This window comes from Synechococcus sp. CC9616, from assembly GCF_000515235.1.
Classification (GTDB): Bacteria; Cyanobacteriota; Cyanobacteriia; order PCC-6307; family Cyanobiaceae; genus Parasynechococcus.
Genome location: NZ_KI911558.1, coordinates 1,996,836 through 2,014,643, shown reverse-complemented (window position 1 = coordinate 2,014,643; position 17,808 = coordinate 1,996,836). Strand labels below are relative to the sequence as shown.

Genomic DNA, 17,808 nt, shown 5'->3' with positions numbered 1-17,808 from the left:
CAGGTCAGCCGATTGGTCGAAGCACAAGGCCAAGAATCACCATGCCGAGTGTGGCCAGCCAGAAGCATGGCACCACGGTGCGCTCGCTGGTGCCACCCAGTTCAAAGTGGTGATGTAACGGCGCCATCCTGAAAACCCGGCGGCCTTGTCCGTCTGCACCTTTAGTGGCTTTGAACACCCACACTTGAATAATCACTGAGAGCGATTCCGCCAGGAACACACCACCCATCAGCAACAGAGGCCAGAGACTGTCCGAGAGGAGCGCAACGGCACTGAGGGCGGCTCCCATGGCCAAAGAACCCGTGTCGCCCATAAAGGCACGGGCGGGATTGCGGTTGTGCATCAGAAAACCGAGCCAGGCGCCTGCCATGGCCATGCAGAAACCGGCGATGGCTGGATCGCCGGAGTGGCCGCGGAGCATGAGTTGGACCGCCATGCCCATGAAGACGAGGGCCCCGCAGCCGCTGGCCAAACCATCGAGTCCGTCGGTGAGATTGGTGGCGTTGCTTTCGGCCAGAAAAACGAACAATCCCAGAGGCCAGATCATCAAGCCCAGTGGCAGTGTGATCCCGAAGGGCAGGGATACCTGATCACTGATCCATCCCTGCCAAGCAGCCACCGCCAGAAAGATCACTGCTGCTAAGGCCTGCAGCAGCAGTTTTCCGCGTGGAGTTAAGCCTGTATTGGTCTTTTTCGTGAGACTTTGCCAGTCGTCGAATCCGCCGATCACCATGTAAGCCAGGGTGACGGCTGCTATGGCCAGCAACTGCTGAGCGGCGCTGCCGCTCACACTCACAAGGCTGCCGATAATCGTGCCGACGGGGACGACGAGGAGTCCCCCCATCGTGGGAGTTCCGGCTTTGCTGCGGTGGCCTTGTGGTCCCTCCTCACGAATGACCTGTCCCATTTTCAAAGCTCTCAGCCGCGGAATTCCTACGGCTGCTGCAATGGACGCCATCAACGTGGCGATCAGCAGAGGAAGGCTCAGCTGGGCATTGGGGATCCATTTGTCAGAGGCAAAACTGCTGCTAATCACCACCAGGATCAGCAGTCCGGCACTTAGGGATCCGTTTTCCCACCACGGCATGGGCCGACTCGATGAGGGGAGACGGGCTGAATCGCTCACAAAGGACGGATCTGACGCAGAAAACTTACGTGAGCTGACCGGCCTCGACCACCCTGGTGAACGGGCAATGCCTCAGTCTTCCCATTGCTCCTCGTTCTGCTCGTCTGCGTTGTTGTATTCCTCTTTTTCACCCATCAGAGCGGAGAGTTCCTCCTCTTCAACGGTGCTCACTTCCGGCGATCCTGATTCTTCATCAGCCACAAGCCGTCCGCTGGCTTCCAGCCAGCTGAGCAGATCGGGCTCCTCTCGCAGCGGAAGCACCGGCGCCGGATCCCTGCGCCCGTAGCGGGTGAGAGAAGGGTTGATGCTGTCGAGAGCGCTCATGCCGCCGCACGCCTTCAATCCTTCAACATAGACGACGCCCAACCTTCTTTCATTGAACAAGGCTTTTGTGATGGTTGGAACCTGGGGATCAGCCCTGGTGATCAGTCTTCTTTTGCGTCAATGGGGTTCATCGCATCCGGAACCTCTCAGCGCGCCGCTGCCGCTGGTGCTGCTGTTCATCGCTGCTCCAGCGCTTGTGCTGGGTCTCTGGTTGCTGGTCCCCGGGAAGGGAGAATCAGTCGACCTTGAACAGGAGTCCCTCTGATGGGCCGCGCCAAAAAAGTTGTGCTTGCCTATTCCGGCGGGGTCGATACCAGTGTCTGCATCCCCTATCTGATCCAGGAGTGGGGTGTGGAGGAGGTGATCACCTTCGCTGCAGATCTCGGTCAGGGCGATGAGTTGGAGCCGATTCGCCAGAAAGCTCTCGATGCAGGAGCGAGTCAATCGCTTGTTGGTGATTTGGTGCAGCCTTTTATTGAGGAATTCGCCTTTCCTGCGATCCGTGCGAATGCGTTGTATGAGGGCCGTTACCCCCTATCCACAGCCCTGGCGCGCCCTCTGATCGCCAGACGACTTGTTGAGGTTGCACGGGAGATGGGTGCAGATGCCGTTGCCCATGGCTGTACGGGCAAAGGCAACGACCAGGTGCGTTTTGACGTGGCGATCGCCGCGTTGGCACCGGATCTGAAGGTGTTAACACCGGCCCGGGAGTGGGGTATGAGTCGTGAGGAGACGATCGCCTATGGCGAGCGTTATGGAATCCCTGCTCCGGTGAGCAAGAAATCGCCTTACTCCATTGATCTCAACTTGCTGGGGCGCAGCATTGAGGCCGGTCCATTGGAAGATCCCATGGTGGCTCCTCCAGAGGAAGTGTTCGCCATGACGGCCTCTGTTGATCAAGCACCCGATCGCGCTGAGGAGATTGAAATCCGTTTTCAGGCCGGTGATCCGGTGTCAATCAATGGAGAGCCTCTCAATCCGGTCTCGATGATCCGTGAAGCCAACCGTCTGGCTGGGATTCATGGGATCGGGCGTCTCGACATGATCGAAAACCGCGTTGTTGGAATCAAATCCCGTGAGATTTACGAAACCCCTGGGTTGCTGCTGTTGATTCAGGCCCATCAGGACCTGGAGAGTCTGACCCTGGCAGCTGATGTGCTGCGCAGCAAACGCCAGTTGGAAATGCAATGGGCCGACCTGGTTTATCAGGGGCTTTGGTTTGGTCCGCTCAAAGATGCGCTGGATGGCTTCATGGATCGCACGCAGCAACACGTCAACGGCATTGTTCGGCTTCGTCTGCACAAGGGTCATGCGACCGTGATCGGCCGCGGCTCCTCAGAGAGCAGCCTCTATGTTCCGTCGATGGCCTCCTACGGCAGCGACGATCAGTTTGATCATCGTGCTGCAGAGGGATTTATCTACGTCTGGGGCCTGCCTATCCGTCTCTGGGCAGCCAACAAGCGCAAGTCAGGCTGATCGTTGGCGTCGGCGAAGCAGCGCAGGAATGTTCGGCATCGGCAAACGCACCACATTTGTTGGACCACCCGTCACCATTGGCGGATTGCCGGCGTGAGGGTCAGTCGATTGTTCAGCGAGCAAACGGTATCGCTCGAGCAGTGGCTCAAGGCGTTGCTGGAATTTCCGCTCGAACAGATCGGGTAGGTCGTCCAGCAGGGCTTCATAGGCCCTCACCTGATCTTCAAGGTCCTCAATCCTGCTTTTCAGGGCTTCGACATCGGAGCCCTGGTTGGATGTTTTCATCCAATCCGGTTCTGGTGCCTGATGGAAGGGGTCGACGGGATCCATGAGCGGACGCTATCGCCCGCCCAACCAGCACACAACCGTGTTCACTCTGAAGCCTGCAGTTAGCCCGCTGGGGCTGCTGCCGCTTCCTGTGTCTGCTGCGCAGGCTCACTGCCTGGAACCACCCTGGGAGCGGGCAGTGGACCTTCCTGTTTGACGGTGAGATAGCGAATCACGTCCTCACTGAGCCGCATCGCTTTTTCAAGAACGCCGACGTGCTGTCCATCGCCATTGTGGCTGAGCTGGACGTAGATCCCTTCCTTGTGCTTGTTGATTGGATAGGCCAGGCGCCGTTTGCCGCGCATCTGGTTGTCCAGCACCTCGGCACCCGTCTCAACGAGGATGTCGCGGTATTTGGTGACGTGACTTTCGACTTCCTCCTCCGGAATATCCGGCCGAAGGATGTACATGGTCTCGTAGTAGGGATCTTGCGTCATGGACTGCTCCGAAGGGGCTTCAGGCTCACTGAGTGAGCGACGAATCCAACACCTTATCCCCTGGCGAGTCTCCTCCTTCTCAATACAGCTGCATGCGTGCGGCCTGGCTGATCCCCGGGAGGTCTGGTTCACGTCCCTGCAGGCACTCCACCAGGGCGAACACGAGGATCGCCAGAGTGGCGATGACGACGGTACTGGAGAGCGTTCGGATCAGTAGTCCGCTGCCTCCCAGGGGTTGCAGCAGGATCGTGAAGGCAAATCCGAGCACGACCAGGATGATGTCAGTCAGCAGTGCCTGGAGCGTGTTGAAGCGCAGGAAATAGGGCACCGAAGGGTTGCGCACCACCGCCAGAAAGAGGACGAAGAACAGCAGCAGGCCTCCCAGTCCGAAGGGAATGCTGCGCTCCAGCAGGGCCAGGGGAAGGACGGGGAGGGTGAACCATTGCAGCCATGGGTACTGCTGAAACAGGGGCCCTCCAAACGGAATCGCATCGCTCCAGGGCAGCAGATAAACCAGCGGAGCCACAACTCGCTGCCAAAGGGGAATCTCCACAACACGTCGAAAGCTGCGTTGAAGCTAGAGCTTCAGTACCGAGACGGCTGCGGCGCGCATGGCATCGACGGGAACATCGTCACGTCCGCTCCAGAGCTTCAGTGCAGCGGCTCCCTGCTGCACCAACATCTCCAGACCGTCGATGCAGTGAAGCCCCTGCTTCTGCCCCAGCGCCAGCCATGGTGTCGGCCGCGGTGTGTAGATCAGGTCGTAAAGCGTTGTGTTGTCCGAGAGGTTGTTCCATACCGCGAGCCCCAGGGGTAAGCCATCGGCATCGTCGTGTTCAGCCATGCCGACCGGCGTGGTGTTGATCACCAGATCGCTTGATCTGATCTGATCCTGCAGCGCTTCTTGATCGCTGACCAGGCAGCCATCCACTGGAGACTGCTCTAACGAGAGTTCCGAGATGAAGCTGGATAGGGCTTCACTGCGTCGGCCCACCACCGTGAGTGCTTGAAGTCCAAGGGTCTGCAGACCTGCCACCACCGCCCGAGCCGATCCTCCGTTGCCGATGACCAGTGCACGTCGGCCCTGCCAGTCCCTCACTTCTTCCAATGGGGCCAGAAATCCCTCGACGTCGGTGTTAGTCCCACGCCACCCTCCGGAATCAAGAGGAATCAGGGTGTTCACGGCACCAAGGCGCTTCGCCAATGGGCTGAGTTCGTCGCAGAGCGCGGCCGCGTTCTGCTTGTGGGGAATGGTGACATTCAGGCCTCGACAGCCGACAGCGTGCAGTCCCTGGAGAACCTCCCGCAGATTCCGGCTCTCACAGGGCAGTGGGATGTACGACCAGTTCAACCCCATCCTCTCCAGAGCAGCGTTCTGCATCACAGGCGATAGGGAATGCCGCACCGGATCACCGAGCAGTCCCAGCAGAGCTGTTCCACCGTTGATCATTCTTGCGCCGGATCGCTTATCCAGCCTGCCTGTTCGGGAACCACACCTCGCCTGTCCAGGGCTCTGCTGATGAAGATGACGTGGTTCAGAACCGCATTTTCAGGAGGTGGGCACCGATGGGCAAGGTTGTCGGCATTGACCTTGGCACCACGAACAGTTGCGTATCCGTGATGGAGGGTGGCAAGCCCACCGTCATCGCCAACGCCGAGGGCTTCCGTACGACGCCCTCCGTGGTTGCTTACACCAAGAACCAGGACCAGTTGGTCGGACAGATCGCCAAACGTCAGGCGGTGATGAATCCCGACAACACCTTTTATTCCGTCAAGCGCTTCATCGGCCGTCGGGTTGATGAGGTGAATGAGGAGTCCAAGGAAGTGAGCTACGGCGTCGAGAAGGCCGGCTCCAACGTCAAGGTGAAGTGCCCGGTTCTCGACAAGCAGTTCGCCCCTGAAGAGGTCTCAGCCCAGGTGCTGCGAAAGCTGGCGGAAGACGCCGGCAAGTACCTCGGCGAAACCGTCACCCAGGCGGTGATCACCGTTCCCGCCTACTTCAACGACTCCCAGCGTCAGGCCACCAAGGACGCCGGCAAGATCGCCGGTCTTGAGGTTCTGCGCATCATCAACGAGCCCACCGCGGCAGCTCTGGCCTACGGCCTCGACAAGAAGAGCAACGAGCGCATCCTGGTTTTCGACCTCGGCGGCGGCACGTTTGACGTCTCCGTTCTGGAAGTCGGTGACGGCGTGTTTGAGGTGCTCTCAACCGCCGGTGACACCCACCTCGGCGGTGACGATTTCGACAAGGTGATCGTTGATCATCTGGCTGAAACGTTCAAGTCCAACGAAGGCATCGACCTGCGTCAGGACAAGCAGGCTCTGCAACGTCTGACTGAGGCTGCTGAGAAGGCCAAGGTTGAGCTGTCCAACGCCACACAGAGCGAGATCAACCTGCCGTTCATTACGGCAACCCCTGAGGGTCCCAAGCACCTGGATCTCACCCTCACCCGCGCCAAGTTCGAGGAACTGGCCTCCAAGCTGATCGACCGTTGCGCCATGCCTGTTGAGCAGGCGCTCAAGGACGCCAAGCTCTCCTCCGGTGAGCTGGACGAAATCGTGATGGTGGGTGGCTCCACCCGCATCCCGGCCGTGCTTGAGCTGGTCAAGCGCATCACCGGTAAAGATCCCAACCAGACCGTCAACCCCGACGAAGTGGTCGCCGTTGGTGCTGCCATTCAGGGCGGTGTGCTGGCCGGTGAGGTCAAGGACATCCTGCTGCTGGACGTCACTCCCCTGTCCTTGGGTGTCGAAACCCTCGGCGGTGTGATGACCAAGATGATCAGCCGCAACACCACGGTGCCGACCAAGAAGTCGGAGACCTACTCAACCGCGGTGGATGGTCAGACCAATGTCGAAATCCATGTGCTCCAAGGTGAGCGCGAGATGGCATCCGACAACAAGTCGCTCGGAACCTTCCGTCTTGATGGCATCCCTCCGGCTCCACGGGGGGTGCCCCAGATCGAGGTGACCTTCGACATTGATGCCAACGGCATCCTCAGCGTCACCGCCAAGGACAAGGGCAGCGGCAAGGAGCAGTCGATCTCCATCACCGGCGCGTCGACCCTCTCGGATTCCGAGGTCGACAAGATGGTCAAGGATGCCGAGGCCAACGCCAGCGCTGACAAGGAGAAGCGCGAAAAGATCGACCTGAAGAATCAGGCTGAAACGCTTGTCTATCAGGCTGAGAAGCAGATGGGTGAGCTGGGTGACAAGGTCGATGCCGATGCCAAAGCCAAGCTTGAGGAGAAGCGCCTCAAGCTCAAAGAGGCCGTCGATAAGGATGACTACGACGCGATGAAGACTCTGCTGGAGGAACTTCAGCAGGAGCTCTACACCGTCGGGGCCTCTGTTTATCAGCAAGCTGGAGCTGAAGCAGGTGGCGCTGCACCGGGTGGCGATGCTGGAGATGGAGCGGCGGCTGGTAACGGTTCCGGTCCTTCCGCCGATGACGTCATCGATGCCGAATTCACCGAGTCCAAGTGATCGCCTGAGCTTGAAATCGGTTGATCTCAGCGAATGGAAAGGGGCCCATTGGGCCCCTTTTTCTTGTCCTGATCCTCTGGACGTTGCATTCAGTCCGTTGAATTCAGATCAGAGATCAATCACTGATCTTCTGCGTGGCAGCCAGGGATTTTTCGACGACTTCTGCCGGCAGACTCACATAACCAAGGTCGGGGGCCTGGCTTTGAGCCTTGTCGGAGAGCATGAACTCAAACGTTTTCTTCAGGGCAGCTGTTTTGTCACCATTGCCTGTTTCGTAGGCCAGCACCCAGGTGAAGGTGACGATCGGATAGCCCCCTTCCGGATTTGGATTGCCTCCGATCAGATCGGGGCCTAGGTCAATGGAACCCAGCGCTTCGCTGGCAGTGGCATTGGTGGGCTTCACTTGTTCACCAGAGGCGTTCTGCACGGCAGCCGCCTGAAGATCACCCTTCACGTAGGCCAATTCCACATAGCCGATGCCTCCAGCGATCTGGTTCAGCTGGGCAGCCACACCCTCATTGCCTTTGGCTCCAACACCGGTTGGCCATTTGACCGACTTGTCTGAACCAACATTCTTTTTCCACTCAGGGCTGATGGCTCCCAGATGTTTCGTGAAGTTGTAGGTGGTTCCGGAGCCATCGGACCGGTGAACCACATTGATCGCCTTGTCGGCACAACCGAGTTCGCTGTAGTTCTCAATCTGTCCGAGAAAGATGCCCGCTAGTTGTTTTTGGGTGAGTGAAAGATCGCAGTCAGGGTTGTTGTAAGCCACGGCGATCGCACCGGCTGTCATTGGGATTTGCACAACACCGCGACTCACCTTGGCGATGGCTTCGTCCTTCATCGGTTTGTCGGACGCACCGAAATCAACAGTGCCGGCGGTGAACTGACGCACCCCTGCACCGGAGCCCACCGACTGATAATTCACGCTGACGCCTTCAGGAGCGAATTCCTGAAACCAGCGCTGGTAGATCGCAGCTGGAAATGATGCGCCGGCAGCGTTGAGTGAACCTTTGATTTGCTCACCGCCTCCGCCACAGGATGCAAGGGTCAGGCTTGTCGAGACACCAGCGATGGCCATCAGGGCCCGATGGGCGTGGACACGACGCATGAATTTGGTCACTGGTGAACATTTTCCACGCGGACATTAGTTAAGAGCGTTCAGTGTTGATTTAAGAACTGGTAAACATCGCGGATGAACGATTCAGGCCTTTCTGTACCCATTCCGCCGTGGCTGGCGCCAACAACACACCATTGCGGTAGTGGCCAGACGCCAGTAGCAGGCCTGGTTCCAGCTGTTCAAGGAGAGGTGCAGGCCGATCGACAGGCCTTGCCCGCAGGCCCCACCAATGCTCGACTGGGGTGGCTGACTTGAGCCATGGCAGCGTCGAACCAAGGCGATCGAGCATCAGCTTGAGAGCACTTGGGTCGGCTTCGGCTCCAGGCTCCAAGGTGGCTCCAAGCAGCAGACGACCCGGTTGCTTTGGAACAAGGTTGAAGCCCTGGACGCTCAGCACCGCCGGCCAGTTCTTCCAGTTCGAAGGCCCATCCTTGAGCTCAAGATCGATGACCTGGCCAAGCACCGGGGTCATGGGTCGCTCGTGGCCCAATGGAGCCAGCAACCCATCGCTGTTGAGAGCCGTGCAGATCACAACGGCCTCGTAGTCCTGGCAACTCTCTTCACCGGTTTCGACACGCCAGCGTGGGTCACCGTTCGTTCCGGTTCGTTTCAGGTTTCGCACCTTTGCTGGGTGTTGCTGGACGGAAACAGTGGCCATGGCCAGACGAAGGGCACGTTGCAGCATCAATGGTTCGAGCCGGCCGTCCCGTAAGGAGCTCAACCCACCGAGGCAGGGCACGGGATTATCCATTGCTGGAATCAGCTGCAGGCCAAGGCCCTTGCGACGCTCAACCAGGCCTTGCATCCGTTTCAGAACGTCGTCGTCATCGGCCAGCTGGATCAGGGGGCTCTGAAGCCGCAGATCAGGTTCAAAGGTCTGCAGGGCTTTGATCCATTGCGGCCAAAGGGCCATGCTTCGCTGTCTCAATCGCCAGCCACGACCGCTGTGTCGTCGGTAAACGTGACCCATCAGCACCCCTAGGGAGGCACTGGTTCCGTTCCGATTCCCGTTGATCTGGTCTGAATCGACCGCCGCACCAAGTCTTGGGTCGTAAAGACAGACCGAATAGCCGCATTGGGCGAGATGCCAGGCGGTGCCGGCGCCAACGACACCGGCACCGACAACGGCGATCGACTGGTTCAGCTGAGCGCCTCTTCAGGAATCACATCGGAATAGGCATCGAAGCCTGCCGCCACAGCGCTGTAGGCCCGCTGCATCCTGGCTGGATCCTGAAGCCGGGATGCTTCATCGAGTTCGGCGAGCGCTGTCTTCAGGGATCGGGCCAGCTTGTCTGCCTGTTTGCGCTCCGATCGGTTCAAACGCTGATTGATGTACAGCATTTCTCTCCCCACTTCCTGCAAAGGACCGTGGATGAGGTTGCGCGTGAAAACCCAGTTCTCGTCGCTCACCAGCTTGGCCAGTTCCGGCAGACGTTTTTCGGCACTCATGAACGCTTCCGCCTGGCGACGGATCACGGCCATGTCTTCGGGTTTGGCGGTGTCCGCATGGCTTTCTGCCGGCGCGAGGACTCCCAGAGAGAGGGCGATGCAGAGGCAGAACGCAGCGAAACGGCGCAGGGCGTTCAGCATTGGAAATTCAAGGGTTGAAGGACTTTAACCAGCTCCTCCGCCACGGGAGAATCAGCTTTTCAAAGCGTTTCCGTGTCGGTAGCCACTGTGATCCTGCAGCTGATCTGTCCGGATCGGCCTGGACTGGTGAGTGAGCTTGCCGGCTGGGTGGCAGCCAACGGTGGCAACATTCGTCATGCAGACCACCACACCGATGCCGGCGCTGGCGTGTTTCTCAGCCGGATCGAATGGGAGCTGGAGGGATTTGGGATTCCTCGCCAGGCTCTGCCTGCAGCCGCACAGGCTTTGGCTGACCGCCTGTCTGGGCAGGCAAAGCTCCACTTTTCAGATGCCTGGCCGAAGGTCGCCATCTTTGCGAGCAAACAGAGTCACTGTCTGGTGGATCTGCTCTGGCGTGTCCAGAGTGGCGAGCTGCCGATGCAGGTGCCGTTGGTGATTGCCAACCACCCGGATCTGGAGGCTCTCTGTTCAGGATTCGGCGTTCGCTTTGTTTGCATACCCTCCAGCCGGGAGAACAAGCCTGAGGTGGAGCGACGCATTCTCGGATTACTGGAGGACAACCAGATCGAGCTGGCTGTTCTTGCCAAATACATGCAGGTGTTGAGCGGGGAATTCCTGGCCCGATTCCCCGATGTGATCAATATCCACCATTCTTTTTTGCCGGCGTTCAAAGGGGCTCAGCCCTACCAGCGGGCCTGGGACCGTGGCGTCAAGCTGATCGGCGCCACGGCGCACTATGTGACGGAGGAGTTGGACGATGGTCCGATCATTGAGCAGACAACCGTTCCTGTCGGTCACCGCGATGAGGTGGCGGATCTGATTCGTAAAGGACGCGACACCGAGCGCATGGCCTTGGCACGTGCACTGCGGTTGCATCTACGACGGCAGGTGATCGTTTATCGCGGACGTACAGCTGTCTTCGCGTGAGGGGTTTGTTCCAGATCAAATCACCGGGTTGGCTGGCTTTTCAGCTGGGTTTGTTTCTGTTGCCATCGAGCGCTTTGCTCGCTGGTGTTTGTCTGTTCGTGACCTGTCTGGCTGGCAGTTGTGGTCGGTCCGAGACTCCACTGACCGACCCCTGGATGAGTCCCCTGCTGCTGGCAACGGTTCTGATGCTGATCAGTGCGTTGTTGGCGGCGGACGCTGGCCTGGCCTGGGCCGGACTCGCGAACTGGATTCCTTTCTTCTGGGGTTTCTGGGCGTTTCGTCCCTTCCTGCTCACAGCCTCGCGCCGTCAGCGAGCGGCTCGCTTGTTGTTGGCGGGCACAGTGCCGGTTCTGATCACTGGTTTTGGCCAGATGCAGCTGGGTTGGACGGGCCCATGGCAATTGTTCGGCGGAGCAATCATCTGGTTTCTCGCTCCCGGTGGCCAGCCAGAGGGTCGTTTGTCCGGTTTGTTTGATTACGCCAACATCGCTGGTGCTTGGCTGGCCGTGGTCTGGTCGTTTGCCTTGGCGGCGGTGTTGGCGCGTCGGGACCCCCCCTGGTGTCGCGCTCTGGCGTTCCTGCTGTCCGTGGCAATCGTTGTGGCTGTGGTGCTTACCCGCTCAAGGAACGCCATGGCGTCTTTGCCACTGGCTGTGCCCTGGGTGCTGGGCCCTGCCCAGTGGTGGTGGCTGCTCCCTCTGTTTCTTCTGCTATCAGCACCTTTGCTGCTGGCTGTCCTGCCTGGCGTGCCCTCAGCGATTCAGCAGTGGGCCGAGGCTCTGCTGCCAAGCAGCTTGCGTCAGCGTCTCCTGGAAGGACAGTCCACGGACAGCCTCACCCGCTTGGCACAGTGGCGATTCGGCCTGCAGTTGATCAGTCAGAGACCCTGGTTTGGATGGGGTGCCGCGGCCTTCAGCGTTCTGTATCCGATCCACGCTCAGCGGAAGTGGCACGGCCATTCCCACAACCTTCCGATCGAGCTTGGCGTGAGCCACGGATGGCCCGTTGCTTTTCTGGTGGTGGGCATGGTGCTGCTTCTGCTGGTGATGGCTCTGCAACGGGGCATGCTCAGAAGTGGTCCGATGGATCGGGCTTGGTGGGCGGCGTGCCTTGTTCTGGTTGGCATGCATGCCACGGATCTGCCTTTTTTCGATAGTCGTCTCAATCTTCTGGGCTGGATCCTGCTGGCCGGACTCTGCGGTTTTCTTCAGAACCATGGCGCTCGAGAGCGAGATCACGATGGTTCCGCAGTGTCTCTTCACTCAGCGGACCTCTGAGATGGGTCCAGGGAAGAATTCTTGATGCTTCCCAGGTGTCCTGAACCAGATCACTCCAGGGAGATGGTGCTGGCAGTTCCGGGCCTGGCATGGGGTCCAGCTCATGGTTGAGAGCAGCTCTGTAGGCCTTCTTCCAGCCACCGATGCTTTCTCGCGATTCACCAACGGCGGCAATCACCGGGGCCAGACGACGATCTCCCCTGGAGAGAATGGCCTGGATCACACTCCAGCCATAGCTTTCCGGACGGAATTCAATGCCTTTCGGCTTGAGACGTTTGGCCAGTCGTTTCAGCCGTTTCTCCGCTTCCGGTCGCACACCTTGCCACTGAAACGGGGTCTGGGCCTTGGGCACGAATGTGCTCACACCAAGCGTGAAGCGCAATCCCTTGGTTGATGTTTTCAGGTTGAGCAACAGCTCAGCTGTTGCGTCCACATCGTCGTCGGTTTCGCTGGGCAGTCCCACCATCCCGTACAGCTTCAGACCCTTGAGTCCTCCTTGATGGGCATGGCTGGCCGCCGCCTGGATCTCTTCGCCGCTGAGTTTCTTGTTCACCAGCTCCCGCATGCGCTGGCTGCCGCTTTCGATCGCAATGGTGAGGGAGCGACTGCCTCGTTTCGCCAGGATTCGACCCAGCTCTGGCGTCACCGTGGCGGCTCTCACCGAACTCACACTGACGCGTGTGTCATCAAAGCGATCCTGATCCAGCCAGTGGAGCAGATCATTGAATTGCGGATGCTGGGTGACCGATGCCCCAAGCAGACCCAGCCTCCGGGTGGCCATGAGGCCTTTTTCAACCGCAGGAATCAGGCCGTCATCCAGAGAAGCCGTTCGGAAGGGCAGGGTTAGATAGCTGGCCAGGCAGAAGCGACAGAGTTCCGGACAGCTGCGCACCACTTCCACCATGTGGATGTCGGGCCAGGCAGCGTCAGGGGTGATCACCGCGGAGTGGCTGAGCGTGTTTCCTCGCCAGGTTTGCTTTTCAACGGTCGCCGGGACATCGGCGTCGATCGGATCCACGCCCACCAGCTGGCCGCTGTTGTCGTAGCGGGGGATATACAGCGCCGGGACGTAAACACCTGGCACTTTCGACAACAACCGCAGTCGTTCCTCTCGAGGGGCGGACCGGCAGCTCTGCAGGGCGTTGATGAATGCCGGCAGCAGCTGTTCGCCATCTCCTAGAAGCACGGCATCAAAGAACGGGGCGAGAGGTTCGGGGTTGGCCGTGAGCACCGGACCGCCGCCGAACACGATTGGATCCTTGTCGCCCCGCTCTGCGGACCAGATCGGAATCCGTTGACGGTTGAGCATGTCCGGCAACACGGGTCCATCCAGTTCCCAGCTCAGGGAGAGTCCAAACAGGTCGCAGCGACGGTGCAGGGGGTCGCCTTGATCGGTGAACAGACGTCGAACATCCACGTCTCGGCGTTGGGCGAGGGTGGCCCAGACCACCTGATATCCCAGGCTGGTGATCCCAATCGAGTAGGTGCTCGGGAAAGCCAGCACAGCCCGAAGAGCATTCGGTTCCGGTACTGCCGGATCAAACAGCAGTGTTTCCTGGTTCAGAGGTTGCCTCCTTCCCGCCCGCTTTCCGGCAGCGGTGGTGGCGTGAATGGGCGCCGATGTCGGTCCAGCCTCATCTGCAGTGCCTCCTCGACTTCCAGTTCCATTCCCATCTGGCGCTCATAGATTGATTGTGGGTGGAACAGCCTTGCCACGACGAAGCTCATCAGACAGGCCACGAGGATCGGTTTCAGGATGAGCAGATCCTTGGTGAGAGCGAAGGCCAGGAACATTGCCGAAATCGGTGTTCGCGAACAGCCCGCGACGAAGGCGCCCATGCCGGCAAAGACGTATGTGCTGGGAACGTGACCGGTGAGCGTTTCCACCCAGCCGCCGCAGGCCAGACCGATCGCTCCACCAAGGGTGAGCATCGGCATGAATAACCCTCCAGGTGCTCCTGAGGCGGCGGCCAGTCCTGTGGTGAAGAACATCACCAAAAATCCACCCAGTGCCAGTGGGATTCCTGCATTCCCTTCAGCGATCAACACCTTGAGCTCTGTTGTGTTGTGGAAGATGTCGGGCAACACGGCGTAGGTGCCTCCCAGAACCAGTCCGCAGAGGGTCATGCGAAGAATCAACCGATTGCCGAACCAGTGGTTGCCCTGGCGCTGCATCACAAGCACGTAACGGCAGTAAAGCTCTGCCAGAACGCCGATGACGGCTCCGAGCGCGATCAGATAGGCCAGGTCGATCGGCAGAAAGTCCACCATCGGCGTGAATTCACGTTGCAGCTGAAAACCCAGGGTTTGATGCAGGCCACTGCCGCCGGGGTTGAGTCCCAGGAAGCCGATCACATCTGCCCAGGTATCGGCGGAGAAGGTGGTGATGATCACCAGCAGCAGAACCACCGGCCTGGCTGAGTGGAGCAGTTCTTCGATCGCGTAGATGAAACCACCGATCGGAGCACTGAAAACGGCGGCGATTCCGGCGCCGCTGCCAGCGGCCACGATCACGCGCCGAAAGGCCACGGGGGCCTTCAACCAGCGGGACATCTGCCAGGCCACGGACCCTCCCATCTGGACAGCGGGGCCTTCCGGTCCCAGCGGAAAACCGCTGCCGATGGCAATGATTCCGGCAACCAGTTTGACCAGGCCCACCCGCAGCCCCATGGGCACCGAGCGGTGACGCAGGAATCCCATGATGTGGGTCACGCCAGCACCGCCTGCTGCTGGAGCGAAGTTGGTAACCAACCAACCGGACACCAGTCCTCCGAGGGCTCCGAGTGCCGGCAGGACCACCCATGCAGGGAAGTCATCCAGCAGGGCCAGGCGCCAATCTCGCAGGAGATTGATGCCGCCTTTGAACAGCATCCCGGTGATCGCAGCACCCAGGCCTGTGAGCGCCAGCGCAAGAACGACCACCAGCCAGCGGCGCTCAAGCAGGTTCCTGATGCTTCTGCTTGAGCCGAGATGATGGCGTCGTTGCTTCGGTTCGCTCAGAGAAGGCACCTGGTGTGTTGGATCAGGCTTCGGCGAGTACAGCGGCTTCCTCATCCGGGCTCATCACCCGTCCTTGATCCTCAAATCCTTGAATCTGATCGAAGTTCAGGTACCGGTAGAGCTCGCTCGAGATCGGATCAATCTTCGCTGCGGCGATGCTGCGGTAATCCTCAGGTGTTGGAATTTTCCCCAGCAGAGCGCAGACCGCTGCCAGCTCAGCGCTGCCCAGGTACACCTGCGCGCCTTTGCCGAGCCGGTTGTTGAAATTGCGTGTGCTGGTTGAGAACACAGTCGTGTTGTCGTCCACGCGAGCCTGATTACCCATGCAGAGTGAACAACCCGGCATCTCCATCCGAGAGCCGGCAGCTTCAAAGGTCGCGTAGTAGCCCTCGGTTTTGAGTGTGTCCTCATCCATCCGGGTGGGTGGGCAAACCCAGAGTCGTGCCTTGTTTGTTCCCGACCCCTCAAGCACTTTGGCGGCGGCCCGGTAGTGACCGATGTTGGTCATGCAGGAGCCGATGAAGACCTCCTGGATTGGCTCGCCACTCACTTCGCTGAGCAATTTCACGTTGTCAGGGTCATTCGGACAAGCCAGCACCGGTTCGGTCAGTTCATCCAAATTGATCTCGATCACTTCCGCGTAGTCGGCGTCCTGATCCGCTTCCATGAGGTGGGGGTCAGCAAGCCATGCCTCCATCGCATGAACCCGACGAGCCAGGGTGCGGGCGTCGCTGTAACCACGGGCAATCATGTTCTTCAGCAGCGAAACATTGCTGCGCAAATATTCAGCAACGGTCTCTTCCGAGAGTTTGATGGTGCAGCCGGCACAGGATCGCTCGGCGCTGGCATCGGTGAGCTCAAAGGCCTGCTCGAGTTTCAGATCCGGAAGCCCTTCGATTTCCATGATCCGACCATTGAACACATTTTTCTTGTTGGATTTCTCCACCGTGAGCAACCCCTTCTGAATTGCCACCCAGGGGATGGCATTCACCACGTCGCGCAGGGTGACACCGGGCTGAAGCGAGCCGCTGAACCGCACCAGCACCGATTCGGGCATGTCCAGCGGCATGGCGCCGATGGCCGCAGCGAAAGCCACCACGCCTGATCCACCTGGGAAGGAGATGCCCAGTGGGAAGCGGGTGTGGCTGTCACCACCGGTCCCCACCGTGTCTGGCAGCAGCATTCGGTTCAGCCAGCTGTGGATGATGCCGTCGCCGGGACGTAGGGCGACGCCGCCACGTTGGGCAAAGAAATCCGGCAAGTCCTTCTGCGTCTGCAGATCCACCGGTTTGGGGTAAGCGGCGGTGTGGCAGAAGCTCTGCATCACCAAGTCCGAGGAGAAGCCCAGGCAAGCCAGTTCCTTCATTTCATCCCGCGTCATCGGCCCGGTGGTGTCCTGGCTGCCGACGGTGGTCATCAGCGGTTCGCAGCTTGTCCCAGGGCGAACTCCTGGCAGACCGCAGGCTTTGCCCACCATTTTCTGGGCCAGGGTGAAGCCTTTGCCGGTGTCCTTTGGAGCGGTGGGGCGAATGAACAGGTCCGACGGAGGCAGTCCCAGTTGGGCACGCACCTTGTCGGTCAAGGCCCGGCCGATCATCAGAGGGATGCGACCTCCGGCACGCACTTCATCACTGATCGTGGTGGGCCTCAGCTCAAAGCGGCTCACAACCGTTCCGTTGCATTCAATCGTGCCGGCGCGGGGCCGGATAGTGATCACGTCTCCGGTGTTTAGAACCGTGACGTCGCATTCGATTGGTAATGCGCCGGAGTCCTCGGCGGTGTTGAAGAAGATCGGGGCGATTTTCCCGCCGAGGATCACGCCACCCGCTCGTTTGTTCGGGACGTGAGGGATGTCGTTGCCCGTATGCCAGAGAACCGAATTAATGGCGCTTTTGCGTGAGCTTCCCGTGCCCACCACATCGCCCACGTAGGCCACGGGATGTCCCTTCTGCCTGAGAGCGGCGATTGTGTCCAGGCCTTCGGGATCCCTGGTTTCCAGCATCGCCAGGGCATGCAGTGGGATATCCGGACGGGTGGTGGCGTGGGTGGCCGGCGAGAGGTCGTCTGTGTTGGTCTCCCCGTCCACCTTGAAGACGGTGACGGTGATTTCGCTGGCCAGCTCAGGTCTGGATGTGAACCATTCCGCCGATGCCCAGCTGTCGACCACTTGCTTGGCAAAACGGTTGCTCGACGCCAGCTCCATCACCTCGTTGAAGGCGTCGTACACCAGCAGGTTGCGGCTGAGCCCCTCGGCAGCACAGCCGGCCAGGCTGTCATCCGTGTGACCGAGCAGTTCGATCAGCGCCGCCACGTTGTAGCCCCCCACCATGGTCCCAAGCAGCTCTGTGGCCTCGAGTGGGGAAACCAGAGGTGATGTCACCTCACTCTGAGCGATAGCGCTCAGCCAGCTCGCCTTCACATAGGCCGCTTCGTCGACCCCGGGCGGAATGCGCTCGCTGAGCAGATGCAACAACGCCTCGTCTTCGCCAGCCGGTGGCTTCTCCAGCAGCTCAGTCAGGCCTTTTGCTTGCTCAGCATTGAGCGGTAGTGCCGGGATGCCTTGGGCTTCCCGGTCGGCGGCCAGCGTGCGGTAAGCGCTCAGCATGAAGACGGGATATCAACGGAACAGAAAACCATTCTTCATTGGCACGGTCCGGATGGGAAAGGTCCGGATGGGAATGGTCCGGGCCCATCGTGCAGGGGTGCGTAGCCTTGAGC

General features: G+C 59.7%; 17 protein-coding genes. 5 read left to right on the top strand and 12 right to left on the bottom strand.

Features of this window, described 5'->3' with window-relative positions; all coding sequences use genetic code 11:
- Window positions 1–4: 4 nt before the first annotated feature.
- Together mraY and SYN9616_RS0111550 are read right to left on the bottom strand one after the other, a co-directional pair.
- Window positions 5–1,126 carry a phospho-N-acetylmuramoyl-pentapeptide-transferase gene (gene mraY / locus SYN9616_RS0111555; RefSeq protein WP_028953223.1) on the bottom strand — a complete coding sequence of 374 codons (1,122 nt, stop codon included), beginning with the start codon at window positions 1,124–1,126 and terminating at the stop codon, window positions 5–7.
- Between the two features lie 72 nt (window positions 1,127–1,198).
- Complete coding sequence (locus SYN9616_RS0111550; protein WP_028953222.1) at window positions 1,199–1,450, bottom strand: DUF3134 domain-containing protein; 252 nt, start codon at window positions 1,448–1,450, stop codon at window positions 1,199–1,201.
- Between the two features lie 70 nt (window positions 1,451–1,520).
- On the opposite strand from SYN9616_RS0111550, the gene SYN9616_RS0111545 reads away from it, so the two are divergent.
- Entirely contained in the window at window positions 1,521–1,715 is a 195-nt protein-coding gene (locus SYN9616_RS0111545; RefSeq protein ID WP_051411120.1) for a hypothetical protein, read from the top strand.
- Entirely contained in the window at window positions 1,715–2,926 is a 1,212-nt protein-coding gene (locus tag SYN9616_RS0111540) for an argininosuccinate synthase (protein WP_028953220.1), read from the top strand. The genes SYN9616_RS0111545 and SYN9616_RS0111540 overlap by 1 nt, the downstream gene beginning before the upstream one ends.
- Here the strand turns inward: SYN9616_RS0111540 and SYN9616_RS0111535 are convergent.
- From SYN9616_RS0111535 to SYN9616_RS0111520, 4 genes are all read right to left on the bottom strand, one after another.
- Window positions 2,918–3,211, bottom strand: coding sequence for a hypothetical protein (locus tag SYN9616_RS0111535; RefSeq protein ID WP_051411119.1), 294 nt, complete (start codon window positions 3,209–3,211; stop codon window positions 2,918–2,920). The two genes, SYN9616_RS0111540 and SYN9616_RS0111535, sit on opposite strands and share 9 nt — an antisense overlap.
- Window positions 3,212–3,315: 104 nt before the next feature.
- Complete coding sequence (gene rpsF / locus SYN9616_RS0111530; protein WP_028953218.1) at window positions 3,316–3,690, bottom strand: 30S ribosomal protein S6; 375 nt, start codon at window positions 3,688–3,690, stop codon at window positions 3,316–3,318.
- 79 nt (window positions 3,691–3,769) lie between these two features.
- Window positions 3,770–4,243 carry a Tic20 family protein gene (locus SYN9616_RS0111525; RefSeq protein WP_028953217.1) on the bottom strand — a complete coding sequence of 158 codons (474 nt, stop codon included), beginning with the start codon at window positions 4,241–4,243 and terminating at the stop codon, window positions 3,770–3,772.
- A 24-nt stretch (window positions 4,244–4,267) separates the two neighbouring features.
- Window positions 4,268–5,140: a shikimate dehydrogenase gene (locus tag SYN9616_RS0111520; RefSeq protein WP_028953216.1), complete on the bottom strand. Its 873-nt coding sequence runs from the start codon at window positions 5,138–5,140 to the stop codon at window positions 4,268–4,270.
- Between the two features lie 116 nt (window positions 5,141–5,256).
- Between SYN9616_RS0111520 and dnaK the strand changes: the two genes are divergently transcribed.
- Window positions 5,257–7,176 (top strand): molecular chaperone DnaK, encoded by a 1,920-nt coding sequence (gene dnaK / locus SYN9616_RS0111515; RefSeq protein ID WP_028953215.1) that lies wholly within the window; start codon window positions 5,257–5,259, stop codon window positions 7,174–7,176.
- Between the two features lie 115 nt (window positions 7,177–7,291).
- Here the strand turns inward: dnaK and pstS are convergent, their stop codons facing one another.
- From pstS to psbQ, 3 genes are all read right to left on the bottom strand, one after another.
- Complete coding sequence (gene pstS / locus SYN9616_RS0111510) at window positions 7,292–8,287, bottom strand: phosphate ABC transporter substrate-binding protein PstS (RefSeq protein ID WP_028953214.1); 996 nt, start codon at window positions 8,285–8,287, stop codon at window positions 7,292–7,294.
- Between the two features lie 61 nt (window positions 8,288–8,348).
- A complete protein-coding gene (locus SYN9616_RS0111505; RefSeq protein WP_369791947.1) occupies window positions 8,349–9,428 on the bottom strand; it encodes an NAD(P)/FAD-dependent oxidoreductase in 1,080 nt (359 codons plus the stop codon).
- An 8-nt stretch (window positions 9,429–9,436) separates the two neighbouring features.
- Window positions 9,437–9,886, bottom strand: coding sequence for a photosystem II protein PsbQ (gene psbQ / locus SYN9616_RS0111500; protein WP_028953212.1), 450 nt, complete (start codon window positions 9,884–9,886; stop codon window positions 9,437–9,439).
- Between the two features lie 72 nt (window positions 9,887–9,958).
- On the opposite strand from psbQ, the gene purU reads away from it, so the two are divergent.
- Window positions 9,959–10,813: a formyltetrahydrofolate deformylase gene (gene purU, locus SYN9616_RS0111495; RefSeq protein ID WP_028953211.1), complete on the top strand. Its 855-nt coding sequence runs from the start codon at window positions 9,959–9,961 to the stop codon at window positions 10,811–10,813.
- 5 nt (window positions 10,814–10,818) lie between these two features.
- On the top strand, window positions 10,819–12,090 hold the full coding sequence (locus SYN9616_RS16625; protein WP_028953210.1) for an O-antigen ligase: 1,272 nt from the start codon (window positions 10,819–10,821) through the stop codon (window positions 12,088–12,090).
- Here SYN9616_RS16625 and SYN9616_RS15770 read toward each other — a convergent pair.
- The 3 genes from SYN9616_RS15770 to acnB are packed head-to-tail and all read right to left on the bottom strand — an operon-like array spanning window position 11,975 to window position 17,695.
- On the bottom strand, window positions 11,975–13,594 hold the full coding sequence (locus SYN9616_RS15770) for a radical SAM protein (protein WP_051411031.1): 1,620 nt from the start codon (window positions 13,592–13,594) through the stop codon (window positions 11,975–11,977). The genes SYN9616_RS16625 and SYN9616_RS15770 overlap by 116 nt on opposite strands.
- Window positions 13,595–13,650: 56 nt before the next feature.
- Window positions 13,651–15,144: a ClC family H(+)/Cl(-) exchange transporter gene (locus SYN9616_RS0111480; protein WP_051411030.1), complete on the bottom strand. Its 1,494-nt coding sequence runs from the start codon at window positions 15,142–15,144 to the stop codon at window positions 13,651–13,653.
- Entirely contained in the window at window positions 15,113–17,695 is a 2,583-nt protein-coding gene (gene acnB, locus SYN9616_RS0111475) for a bifunctional aconitate hydratase 2/2-methylisocitrate dehydratase (RefSeq protein ID WP_028953208.1), read from the bottom strand. Before acnB ends, SYN9616_RS0111480 begins: the two co-directional genes overlap by 32 nt.
- Window positions 17,696–17,808: the final 113 nt, after the last annotated feature.